The organism is Streptomyces atriruber (genome assembly GCF_001418325.1).
Lineage (GTDB): Bacteria > Actinomycetota > Actinomycetes > Streptomycetales > Streptomycetaceae > Streptomyces > Streptomyces atriruber.
The window spans coordinates 1-10,801 of sequence record NZ_LIPN01000411.1; the positions used below are offsets into that span (position 1 = coordinate 1).

The following is a 10,801-nucleotide window of genomic DNA, read 5'->3' on the forward strand; positions in this document are numbered from 1 at the left end:
GACGAGGCCGGGGAGGGTGGATCCGGCAGGGGCGGACTGGACGGTGTGCGTGGCCTGAGCCGCGTGGCCCGCGTGGGTGGAGGTGGAGTGGGTGGTGCGGGTGGAGTCGTGCGCGATCGGAGAATGCATCTCTTCGCTTCTTCGCTCTCGTTCGGGGGGGGTGGACGCGTACGGGGATCGCGACGGACCCCTATATGCGCCACCTGCAGAGCGAGTTGAGGGCGGCCCTGCCACCGCCCGGGTCCCTTCCCCGCGCGACGCCCAGGGGGCGCGCCGCCGAGGCACGCACCGCATGCACGACCGGTGCGGTGGTGGGCACGAGCGCGAGGAGACGTACGAACGACTGCGCGACGGAACCGGAACCAGAACCGGAACCAGGCCCTGAACCGAGCTCGTGGCAGTGACCGGGAGAAGCGGGCGCGTCGGCCACCTGGAACGTCGACGGCGCGTGCGGCCCTTCCTGGCCGTGGTGATGGCCGCCGGAGCACACGAGCACCGCGGCGAGCAGCAGGACGTACAACAGATTGCGGACAAAGAGCCGAGGCAGCACAGATCCTCCGCGCGACAACTGCCCGGCGGTGGCACGCATGCGGGACGCGCAGCGCTGACACCCATGGCCGGGACGAGGACAGACCGGTCGGGGAACCGTTCGGTCTAGATGCGCAGGATCGTGGAGTCGGCCGCGTGCGCTATCGGCACGACGAAGTCGCGGCCCGCGACGCGCTGGGCGCCCGCGGCCACGGGCGCACCGGCCTGCCGCGCCGCACCCAGCGGCGAGAGGCAGGGCAGGTCGACGTCGGGCCCCTGCGGGGGCTGACCCAGGGCGCACTCCTCGACGGTGTGCGACTGGGGGTGGTCGTGCCGATGGCTTCCCGGCGCCGCGGCGACGGCGGAAGCGTCACCGCCCACGATGGCGTCGGACGCGGTGGGCGCGCCGGCCACGAGATGCGCCGCCACGGCACCGCTCCCGGCCCCGATGTGACGACTCGTCGCCTCGGGGCTGGCCGCATGCGCGAACACCAGCCCGAAAAGGAAGAGACCCAGCCCCACGACCCGCAACAGAGCCGCCGTCGAGCGGCTCCCGCGCGTACCGAAAGGAGACCAGGCCGTCATCACCCCGTGATCGTAGCCCGGCGACAAGGTGCTCGCGGCTTCCGACGTCCAACACGGCTGAAGATCGACGGTCTTGGAGGCATCCCGCCGCGTCAACCCGCGCCCGGCAGAGCCCGTTCGAGGAGGACCTCCGCCGCCGCTCGCGCGTACCGGCCGTAGTCCGCGTCGTCCAGCACCATGGCGCGACTGGCCGCCCCGTCCGCGAGCGTGACCAGCTGTTCGGCGAGTGCGGCGGGCTCCCGGCAGCCCAGCTCCGTCACCAGCGCGGCGACCAGTCGAACCATCCGGATCTTCTGCTCGCGCGCATAGGAGTGGACCGAGCTCTCCGGGTCGGGGAACTCGGCGGCGGCATCGATGAACGGACAGCCGCGCACCGGAGCCGCGTCCACCGCGGGCTGGTCGAACAGTCGCAGGATCCGCTCCCGCGGGGGGATGTCCTCGCGGGTCAGCACACCCTCCAGGGTGGCACCGGACGACGCGAGGCTCTCCAGGTGGGCGAGGACCAGGTCGTTCTTGGTCCGGAAGTGCGCGTAGAGCGTGCGCTTGGACACCGGCGCCCGGTCCGCGACCTGTTCCATGCCGGTCGCGTTGATCCCCTGGGACGCGAAGAGCTGGGCGGCGGCGGCCAGAATGCGCTCCCGCCCTCCACGTCCCCGCTGCTGAGGTGCGGTGGTCGTCGTAGCCATGACGCAAGTATACGTCTGCGTTTACTTCAGAGAGGGCGACCCGTTACGATCCCCCTCAAGTAAACGTTTCCGTTTACTTCCGTCCTCACTAAGGAGTGCGCCATGAGAAGCCGAGTCCCCACCGAACCGACCGACGCCACCGAACTGAGCGGCTGCGCCGAGAAGCTGATACGCGGCCGCCACGCGACCCGCGCGTTCCGTCCGGAGCCCGTCCCCGCGGACACGATGCGCGCGATCCTCTCCCTGGCAGGCGCCGCGCCCTCCAACTCCAATACGCAGCCCTGGCAGGTGGAGGTCGTGAGCGGCGCGGCGCGCGAGCGCCTGGCGACGGCCCTGCAGACGGCCCATGCCGAGCGGCGCACCTCGGTGGACCTCCCGTACTCCGAGGAGATGTACACGCAAGTGCACCGGGCGCGCCGGGCCGCGCTCGGCGCCGAGCTGTACGGCACGCTGGGCATCGCGCCCGACGACCACGCGGCACGCGCGGCCTACGACGCGGAGAGCCTGCGCTTCTACGGCGCACCGCACGCCGCGTTCCTCTTCGTCGACGGCGACGGCACGGCGCGGTCGGCCGCCGACGTCGGCGCCTACATGCAGACCCTGCTCCTGGCGATGACCGCGTACGGCGTGGACAGCTGCCCGCAGGGACTGCTCAGCTTCTACGCCGACACCGTCCGGCACGAACTCGGCGTCACCGGAGGCAGACTGCTCGTGGGCATCTCGTTCGGTTACGCCGACGAGAGCGCGCCCGTGAACCGAGTGACGACCGGACGCGCCGCCCTGGACGCGACCACGACCTTCCACAACTAGGCAGCAACCAGGCGGCGGCAAGGCGGCAAGCAGGCGACCGCATCGCGGCACTCGGCTTCCCTCCGCACACGAGGCCTTCGCTGCCGCAATGTCAATACTGCCCGTACGGCACCGCCCCCACCTTGAGGAGACGGGGCCCGAGGCCCGCGAGTGCGCACGGGTATCGCAGCTCGCGTCCACCCACGTTCAGGAGCCCATGGGAACCCGCAGCACCTGTCCGGGAGTGATTTTGTCGGGGTCGCTTATCTGGTCCAGGTTGGCACGCTGAATGCGTTTGTACAGAGACACGTCTCCGTAATACGTCTTAGCCAGCCCCGACAAGGTATCTCCCTTGACCACCTTGTGCTCACGGTAACCGTGGTAGCCAGTAACAATGCGCGGCCCGTACAGGACAGGAACCGTCATCACATTGATCTCACTGCCGTCCTTGGGGCTTTTCTCGAAGACTTGGACGAGCAGTTGGTCGGTCTTAAAACTGGTACGACCTACGTTTGCCTGAACCTGAAATTGACCGACCTCTCCTGCACCGCCTCCGGCATTGAAGTGACCGGTCACTTCCTCGTGGCCGTCGCTGACGCGGTAGTGCAACGTGGCCTCATGCCCGGTGCCGACACCGGCTATGAGGACCGGTGTGCCGACGAGGTCGAGCTTTCGGGGTTGATCGATGCGGTTGCTCATAATCCCTCCAGAACTTCCGTGGGACCTGGGACGCGCTTCCACCCAACTACCGTCTCGCACGCCAGTCCGCGCAACGCGCCGGGCATCCCGACGCTGAAGAGCCATACCGGACGGATGCCCAGCAGTACGCCGTCAAGACGAACGAAGTCCTTCGCCTCGGGCAGCCATGCCTGGCTGTGGATCGCGCTCCCAAGCACGAACGCCTCGTATGCGGGCGCTGCCTGGACCTCCCTCATCGCGCGTACGTCGACGTGCAGTTCCGCAGCACTGAGACGCATGCCGATACGTTGTGCGCTATCCCGGGTCGAGCCGTGCGCGGTGGCGTACCCGACCCATACATGCATGCCCTCACCTCGAAGGAATGTGGATCCCTGAACTCACAGGCTGCCTGGGGCACATCGACGCGGCCCTCCGTACCCGTCAGTTTCGGATGAAGCGTCCGCGGTCCGTGTTCGGCTACCGAATCCTTCATCGTTGCTCCTCCCCTCCGGCTTCCTGAGGCCAGCCTGTCGCTGCGCACGGTCCGCGCTCCGGAGGGCGACGTGGCGTGCGGCGAACCAGTCGCCATGAGGTCATCGGCGGTGGGGAGCGTGCTCGCCGGATTCAGAGATCACCATTGCCGCTGTCATGTGCGACCACACGGCGGATGTTCGCCATCCCCTGCGCCAGAGTTCCGTGCTCCGCATCACCGTTCGCTGCGCGGCGTCAGGCCGTGTGCGATGTCGTCTCATAGGGGCTTGGCACCGGAAAATAGCTCTGCAGGAATGGGCTCAGCACAGACTGCTGGGTCAACGCGTCTCCTGCTCCGGAGACGGTGTCATTGAGGCAGAAGACCTGCCGGTCCCTCCTTTCCAGTAAAGCGCCCAGGCGCGTGGCCAGCGCCGGATGGGAGAGATCAACGTAGGCGTACCGCAACCGGCCCGGAACGGCGCGAGCCGTGTGAAAGGCGTAGTAGTGGTACAGGGACGAGACGATGGCCAGGTCATCGACGCTGCGCACCCGGTGGCTCGCAGTGGACCGGTACGCGTCCGTGAAGTTCTTCTCGATCTCGTAGAGCACGTCGCGCCTGAGTGCGTGCGGCGTGTGCTTCATCTTGCAGCTGATCACTGTGCCGAAGGCGACCTCGATGAGGACGCGGACGTTCTTGCCCGCGGCTGCGACAGGTGCGTCCTCATGACACGGCGGGCCGGGCGCAACGAGTGCTGTCGAGGGGAAGAACTTCGTCAGCCCGTTGGCGAAGAAGAAGTCTTGCGGTGTGGTGGGCCTCCCGAGAAAGACATCGTCGTTGAGGTACAGGAAGTGCTCGGACAAGCCGTCGATGTGGTGCAGTTGACTTTCGATGGCATGCGAGTTGAACGTGGGAAGCCAGCTCGCATCGGAAAAGATCTGCTTGTGGTTGATGACACGGAGGCCGGTGGCGTGAACGTCGAGCCAGGACGGCGTCTGTTCATCGGTGACCAGATAGATGGTGCGTACCCAGGGTGCGTACTGGCTCAAGGAACGCAGTGAGTAACGCAGTTCGCCGCGATCGAGGTAGCGCGCCGCATTCGCGGCCTCCTCGTGATAGCCCTGCCCGGTGCAGGCCGCCCGGCGGCGCTGCCATTCCGGGTCGCTGCCGTCGACCCACGTGTAGACGACGTCCACCGGAAAGCGGATGTCCTCGGGACCGGGGCGGGCGAACTCCTTGCGGGTGCGGACGGCAGGGAGGGGACGGGCACCTGAGGCCATCCAGGTGAACAACGAGTCTGACGCGTGAACCGGGATGTCGGTGCGCGGTACCTGAACAGCTCGGCGGTTGGGGCGCGGCGCCAGCAGTCGCGTCTCGTCCGCTGTCCAGAATTCGACGTCGCATCCGTACTTCGGCCCGAGTGTCATGCGCCCCTGCGGATCGCTGTAGTACCAGGTCGTTCGGATGACATCGGACCGTGCCAGCCTTCGCCACGCGCCGCGTCGGAACCCCGGGCTGGTGGCCCGTCGTTTCCGCCAACGAGCATCAGGCGCGCAGACGTATCCCGGCTCTGATCTGCATGCTTGCGCGAGGGCCTGGAGGGCTGTCTCCCGGTGATCGGCGTCGACGGCAACCACGGTCGACGTGTGGCTGTTTCCACGAACGCGGAAGTAGTCCAGTCCGAAGGCGTCGAAGGCCTGGCATACCGACCTGGCATTGGCCTCTCGCGCCTGCAGGGGGGACAAGTCCTCCCGCACCAACGTCGCCTTGGGCACGCCTCGCACCAAGCGCACCGAACGGTGCGGACCCGCAACCATGTCAGAGCGCGTGTGCGCCAGCCAGGCTGCGCGTGATCGACCCGCCAGGCGGCGGACGGACGGAGCGAAAGCGGCGTACTGCTTCAAGCGGTCGCGGGCAGCGATGGAAAGGTGGGCCACGACCATCCGCCTGATGGGACCGGGGGTGATCAGGCGGTACAGACGCAGCAGGCCCGAGAGCTCATGACTGGGGTCCATGGCCTTCCTTTGCGGGGCGCTGTGCGGCGGCATCGGTGGTTCGAGACGTGCCACGGTGCCCATGGAGGTCTCCTCACGTATCAGGCGCGGCGGCTCCTCACCGTTCCCCTCGCCCTCTCGCCATTCACTGTCCCGCCAGAGGGAGTCCGCAGCCTGGGCTGAGTTGCCCCGGAACGGGGCCCAAACGCAGAGCCGAGCGGCTCCATTCGCGGCCGGCCAGGCCGAGTTCAGGGCCGTTTGTCCGACCAGCGCGGTTCGATTCGTGCCCATGCACGCTCCCACTCCGCCATCCGTCGGTGGCCGGACACGACGCGTACGGCCAGCCAAGAGCCCCCGCTCACCACCCAGATCGCGAAGGCCACCCCGCTTCCCGCGGCGATCGCGGTGGTCCACTGGTCGTCTTCGGTCGGCGGAGCCGTCGTGAGGTGCCCGCGGGCGTCGAGCCAGACGTCGGTCCTGCTGCCTTTGCTGGTCCCTGCCTCGATTTTCACCTCGGCCGTGTGCACGGTGCCTGCGGGGTCGGTCCAGCGCACCTCGACCGGATGCCTCATCCGAGAACTGAAACGGTCGGCCGACGGGGCGTCCTCGGTCAGGGTGCCCTGTACGACGCGGTTGTCGGCCCGTTGCCGTTCGGCTTCGGCATGCCGGCTGTCGTACGAGGCGGATCCGGCGAACGCCCCGGCCACGGGGGCGACGACCAGCACCGCCGTCCCCAGCAGAAGTACGGTCCAGGCTTCCACGGCATCACTGCGGCGCCTGAGCGGGTTTCTCCGCCATCGCCAACCCACCGGGTGAACGCGGCTGTGCGGCAGGGTGCCCATGGCGTCACTACCAGTCCCATGCGGGGTGCCGAACCCGCCCCGGCGGAACCCGCCCCGAGGCGATGAGCACTCTGGTGGTCATGGGGATCCGCCTTCTTCTCAGAGTTTGCGCAGCCATTCGTCGGCCACGCCCCGCATGGCCTGGTCGCTCGGCTGCAGGTGGGAGTCGTCCATGCGGTAGCTGAGCTGGTCGACCACAGCGACGACGCCGTCGATCTCACGCGTCATGTGCAGTGCGATGGGAACCTCGCTGCGGCGCTCCAACTGTCCGACGAGGGTCACCACTCCCTCGCATACCTCGACGGTGATGGTCCGAGGCGACAGCCACAGAGTCCGGACCAGGACCTGTTCGATCACCTCATGGCGGATGCTGTCGTCGGGACGCAGAAACATCTGCAGCAGATCACGCCGGGTGACGATGCCGACGAGTCGGTCCTCGTCATCGATGACGGGGAGCCTTTCCACCCGGTGCTCCGCCATCCGGCGGGCCCCCTCGGCAATGGTCTGCTCGGCGTGGACGCATATGGGAGGTGTCGACATGAGCTGTCCCGCCGTTCGCGCCGTGCTCTTGGAACGGTCCTTGCGTGCGACGGAATGTTGCTTGAGGAGCCGGAACCGGCGAGAAGGCGCATAAGAGCCAGGGGCCTCGGCCTCTCGCACCAGCAGGTCCGTCTCGGAAATCACGCCGATGACCTTCTCGTCGGAGTCGATCACGGGCAGTCCGCTGATGCAGTGCTCGGACAGTAGTCGCGCCACCTCCTTGAAGGGCGTGCCGCGCTGAGCACTGATGACGTCGCTGATCATCACCGAGCCGATCTTGCTGTGCTTCATTTTCCGTCTCCTCTCAGCGCAGTCGGCGCAGGTACGGATCCCGGGTCGTCCGCGCCAGCAGCCGTACGCGCACGTCGAGCGTTGTGATGCCGCCCGGTCCTGCCAGGACGGGGTTGAAATCGGCTTCGGCGAGCTGCGGCAGGTCACAGGCCATGCGGGACAGCCTGTACAGCAGCTGCTCCAAGCCTTCGAGGTCCACCGGCCCACGGCCGCCGTGCCCGAAGAGGAGCGGCGCACAGCGCGGCGCGGTGATCAGGTCATGGATGTCGAGGTCGGTGAGCGGAGCCAGGCGGGCCGCGTGGTCCGCGAGCACTTCGGTGGCCGTACCGCCGAGGCCGAACAGGACCAGCGGACCGAAGACCTCGTCCTGTACGACACCGGCGAACAACTCGGTGCCGCGCTCGGCGAGCGGCTGGACCACCACCCCGGTCAGCAGGCCCGTGAACCGGGTCTCCAGGTCCCGGAAAGCCGCGCGCACCTGGCTCTCCCCCTGGAGGTCGAGGTGCACGGCGCCCTGCTCGCTCTTGTGCAGCAGCCCGGGCCAGTGCGCCTTCAGCACGATCCGGCCGTCAGGACCCCGCAGCCGGTCGGCCGCCTGGACCGCGTCGTCCTCGGTCTCGGCCCAGGCCCAGGGCAGCTGCGGGATCCCGTAGCAGGACAGGAGTTCGGCGCAGTCGCGCGGCTCCAGCCAGCCCCCGTCCGGGTGCCGGGCCAGCCAGCTCTCGACCACGGTGCGGGCACGTGGTGTCTCCACACCGGCGAGTTCTGGGACGCTTCCGGGCGGGCGGGCCAGCCACTGGGCGCGGCGGACGGCATGGGCCAGCGCACCCGCGGCGGTCTGCGGATCGGCGTAGGACGGAACGGCGCCGGCTCCCTCGGTCGACAACAGCCGTACAGGCAGGGCCTGGTCGAGCCGCACCGCAGCGACCGTCCTGGGGCGGCCGGGGGTGTCGGTGAGCGCTCGGACGAGGTCGTCACCGGTCGCGGCGGCGACCGCGGTGGGGACAAGGACCACCAGGACGGCGTCGATGCCCGGGTCGCGGGCGAGCAGGTCCACGCACCTCTTGAGCTCCGTCTCGCTGACCGCGGCCGTGGCGTCGACCGGATTGACGGCCGAAGCTCCCATGGGCAGCACGGCACGCAGCGCGTCGACGAGATCGGCGGAGAGCGGGGGCAGGGCGAGCCCGGCTTCGGCGCAGGCGTCCGCCGCGAGGACGCCCGCGCCGCCCGCGTTGGTGACGATGCCGATGCGGCTTCCGGCAGGCAGCGGCTGGGCGTGCATGAGGGCGGCGGCCGAAAGGAGTTCACTGACGCTGTGGGTCGCGGTGATGCCTGCCTGCGTGAACAGGGCCTGGCGCGTCATGGTTCGCGTGGCGGCCGCGGAGGTGTGCGACGCGGCGGCCCGCCGGCCGGCCGCGGTACGTCCTGCGTCGACGGTGAGGACCGGCATGCTCCGGGACACACGCCGTGCCGTGCGCGAGAACGCCCGGGGGTTCCCGAAGGATTCCAGGTGCAGCAGCGCCAGGTCCGTGGTGCCGTCGTGCTCCCACCACTGGAGCAGGTCGTTGCCGCTGACGTCGTACTTGTCGCCGAGCGAGACGAAGCTGGAGACGCCGAGGCCCAGCCGCGTCAGGCCGTCGAGCAGGGCGATTCCCACGCCTCCGGACTGCACGGCGATGCCGACCGTACCCGCCCGCGGATGCCGGGCGGCGAAGGTCGAATCGAGCGACAGCTGCTTGTCGGTGTTGGCGATGCCGAGGCAGTTCGGGCCGACCAGTCGCATTCCGTAGCGTCGGCAGGTGGCCAGGAGGGCGGCGGACTGGCCGGCGTCCAGTCCCGCCGTGACCACCACGAGCGCGCGCACGCCCGCTTTGCCGCAGTCCTCGGCCGTGTCCGGCAGTGCCGCGGCAGGAACCGCGAGGACGGCCAGGTCGGGGACCAGGGGCAGCGCGGCGACGGAAGGGTAGGCGGGCACGTGCATCAGTGAGGACACGCTCGGGTTGACGGCGAAGAGCTGCCGGGTGAAGCTGCCGGTGCACAGATTGCGCAGCACCGCCCGGCCGACGGAGCCGGGCTTGCGGCCCGCACCGACGACAGCGATCGACTGGGGGCGCAGGAGCGGTTCGAGGCTTGCCACATCGGCAGCGAGGCCGCGTGCCTCGACCGCCGTCAGATAAGTTTCGTTCTCCGCCAGCTGGATGACACAGCGCAGTTCAGGGCCGTCGAAGTGACGGGTGGTGCGCAGGCCGAGGTCGGCGAAGACCTTCAGCACCTCGTGGTTCTCGGCAAGTGCGTCGGCGGTGAACGTCTCGATGCCGTCGGCACGGGCGGCAGACACGAGATGCTCCAGGAGCAGGGTCCCGATCCCTCGGTGGTGGAGACCCTCGGCGACCGCGAGTGAGATCTCGGCGGCAGTGGCTTCGCCGACTGTCTCGTACTCAGCCAGGCCGATGATCTGTCCCTTGGTTTCAGCGAGCAGCGCGCGGTATCCGGGGCGGGGTGGAGCACAGGCGCGATCGGCAGCTTGTTCCGCGGCCCGTCGGCTGACGACGAAGAACCGCAGCCGGAGGTTCTCCGGCGACATCTCCTCGTACAGTCCCCGTAGTTGCGCGTGATCGCCGGGCCGGGTGGTCCGGATGCAGACGGTCGTACCATCGGCGAGCAGGGCGTGGGCCGGGGGCCGGTTGCGCTCGTCGTCCGTCATGTCGGGCCTCCCGTGTCAGGTTGACGCTACGAGCATCGGGCTCCGCGGACCGCGGGCCCAGGGGCCGACCGGTCGTTGGCCCGGGCCGACCGGCCCAAAGTGCCGGGCCGGGCAGCGACTCGCCGAGTTCGGCCTCGGGCGAGGCAGGCGTCGCGGCGCAAGCCGTGCGGCGGCTATCGCCGACCGGCAGGGACTCGGTTACCGGCACCCGCAGGCGGTCGCGGACCTCGGTGAGCAGCCGATGGCTGAGGAAGCAACCGCCGACCGGACAGACGGTGCGAGGGTCAGGTGGAATGCGGCGGCGAGCGCGGGGACGTCTTCGCCGAGGAAGCCGTCGGCGACGGTGGTCTGGGTGCGCCGGGCCTCTCGGTCGTCGGTGGCAATGGGCTCATCGGTGAGATTGCGGCTGGTGACGACGAGCGGGCGGGCGAGTTCGCGGAGCATCAGGTGGTGCAGCCCGGTGGTGGGCAGAAACAGAGAGACCCGCACTGCCTGCTGGTCAGTCGCGTCACACACCAGCCGGTGGCCTCCGCCCGCAGCTCGCCCCGGGAGAGCTGCGGCCCGCATGCGGGGCAGGCGAGTGGTTCGGCGTGGAACCGCCGGTCGTCGGGACCCTCGTACTCCGACGCGCAGTCCGCACAGAGCGGGAAGTGCCGCGTCGTGGTGCGTGCCCGCGGTCGTACGGCAGGTCTTCG

The 10,801-nt window shown here is 69.1% G+C and carries 12 protein-coding genes; 1 reads left to right on the forward strand and 11 read right to left on the reverse strand.

What is annotated here, in order from left to right:
- Positions 1 to 190: 190 nt before the first annotated feature.
- The 3 genes from AOK03_RS42890 to AOK03_RS34060 form a co-directional block, all read right to left on the reverse strand.
- A complete protein-coding gene (locus AOK03_RS42890) occupies positions 191 to 550 on the reverse strand; it encodes a hypothetical protein (RefSeq protein ID WP_157869150.1) in 360 nt (119 codons plus the stop codon).
- Between the two features lie 104 nt (positions 551 to 654).
- Positions 655 to 957 (reverse strand): hypothetical protein, encoded by a 303-nt coding sequence (locus tag AOK03_RS34055; RefSeq protein WP_055569246.1) that lies wholly within the window; start codon positions 955 to 957, stop codon positions 655 to 657.
- A gap of 248 nt (positions 958 to 1,205) precedes the next feature.
- A complete protein-coding gene (locus AOK03_RS34060; RefSeq protein WP_055569247.1) occupies positions 1,206 to 1,799 on the reverse strand; it encodes a TetR/AcrR family transcriptional regulator in 594 nt (197 codons plus the stop codon).
- 102 nt (positions 1,800 to 1,901) lie between these two features.
- On the opposite strand from AOK03_RS34060, the gene AOK03_RS34065 reads away from it, so the two are divergent.
- Complete coding sequence (locus AOK03_RS34065) at positions 1,902 to 2,609, forward strand: nitroreductase (protein ID WP_055569248.1); 708 nt, start codon at positions 1,902 to 1,904, stop codon at positions 2,607 to 2,609.
- A gap of 186 nt (positions 2,610 to 2,795) precedes the next feature.
- Here AOK03_RS34065 and AOK03_RS34070 read toward each other — a convergent pair whose 3' ends face one another.
- The 8 genes from AOK03_RS34070 to AOK03_RS44455 all read right to left on the reverse strand — a co-directional run.
- Positions 2,796 to 3,287, reverse strand: a complete 492-nt coding sequence (locus AOK03_RS34070; protein WP_055569249.1) for a LysM peptidoglycan-binding domain-containing protein — start codon at positions 3,285 to 3,287, stop codon at positions 2,796 to 2,798.
- Positions 3,284 to 3,631, reverse strand: a complete 348-nt coding sequence (locus tag AOK03_RS34075; RefSeq protein WP_055569250.1) for a flavodoxin domain-containing protein — start codon at positions 3,629 to 3,631, stop codon at positions 3,284 to 3,286. The genes AOK03_RS34070 and AOK03_RS34075 overlap by 4 nt, the downstream gene beginning before the upstream one ends.
- A gap of 361 nt (positions 3,632 to 3,992) precedes the next feature.
- Complete coding sequence (locus AOK03_RS34080) at positions 3,993 to 5,813, reverse strand: stealth family protein (RefSeq protein ID WP_244177858.1); 1,821 nt, start codon at positions 5,811 to 5,813, stop codon at positions 3,993 to 3,995.
- Positions 5,814 to 5,977: 164 nt separating this feature from the next.
- Positions 5,978 to 6,571, reverse strand: a complete 594-nt coding sequence (locus AOK03_RS34085) for an Rv1733c family protein (RefSeq protein ID WP_063792641.1) — start codon at positions 6,569 to 6,571, stop codon at positions 5,978 to 5,980.
- Positions 6,572 to 6,670: 99 nt separating this feature from the next.
- A complete protein-coding gene (locus tag AOK03_RS34090) occupies positions 6,671 to 7,402 on the reverse strand; it encodes a CBS domain-containing protein (protein ID WP_055569253.1) in 732 nt (243 codons plus the stop codon).
- Between the two features lie 13 nt (positions 7,403 to 7,415).
- A complete protein-coding gene (locus tag AOK03_RS34095) occupies positions 7,416 to 10,106 on the reverse strand; it encodes a bifunctional acetate--CoA ligase family protein/GNAT family N-acetyltransferase (RefSeq protein ID WP_055569254.1) in 2,691 nt (896 codons plus the stop codon).
- A 198-nt stretch (positions 10,107 to 10,304) separates the two neighbouring features.
- Positions 10,305 to 10,622 (reverse strand): Sua5/YciO/YrdC/YwlC family protein, encoded by a 318-nt coding sequence (locus tag AOK03_RS44450; RefSeq protein WP_055569255.1) that lies wholly within the window; start codon positions 10,620 to 10,622, stop codon positions 10,305 to 10,307.
- Positions 10,550 to 10,801: hypothetical protein (locus AOK03_RS44455; RefSeq protein ID WP_167355673.1), on the reverse strand; the 252-nt coding region annotated here is incomplete at its 5' end. The genes AOK03_RS44455 and AOK03_RS44450, both read right to left, overlap by 73 nt.

What these genes read in the sequence shown, in the direction of transcription:
- AOK03_RS34070 (WP_055569249.1), bottom strand. Translation starts at nt 3,287, where the DNA reads ATGAGCAACCGCATCGATCAACCCCGAAAGCTCGACCTCGTCGGCACA.
- AOK03_RS34065 (WP_055569248.1), top strand. Translation starts at nt 1,902, where the DNA reads ATGAGAAGCCGAGTCCCCACCGAACCGACCGACGCCACCGAACTGAGC.
- AOK03_RS34075 (WP_055569250.1), bottom strand. Translation starts at nt 3,631, where the DNA reads ATGCATGTATGGGTCGGGTACGCCACCGCGCACGGCTCGACCCGGGAT.
- AOK03_RS34080 (WP_244177858.1), bottom strand. Translation starts at nt 5,813, where the DNA reads ATGGGCACCGTGGCACGTCTCGAACCACCGATGCCGCCGCACAGCGCC.
- AOK03_RS34085 (WP_063792641.1), bottom strand. Translation starts at nt 6,571, where the DNA reads ATGGGCACCCTGCCGCACAGCCGCGTTCACCCGGTGGGTTGGCGATGG.
- AOK03_RS34095 (WP_055569254.1), bottom strand. Translation starts at nt 10,106, where the DNA reads ATGACGGACGACGAGCGCAACCGGCCCCCGGCCCACGCCCTGCTCGCC.
- AOK03_RS34090 (WP_055569253.1), bottom strand. Translation starts at nt 7,402, where the DNA reads ATGAAGCACAGCAAGATCGGCTCGGTGATGATCAGCGACGTCATCAGT.
- AOK03_RS34060 (WP_055569247.1), bottom strand. Translation starts at nt 1,799, where the DNA reads ATGGCTACGACGACCACCGCACCTCAGCAGCGGGGACGTGGAGGGCGG.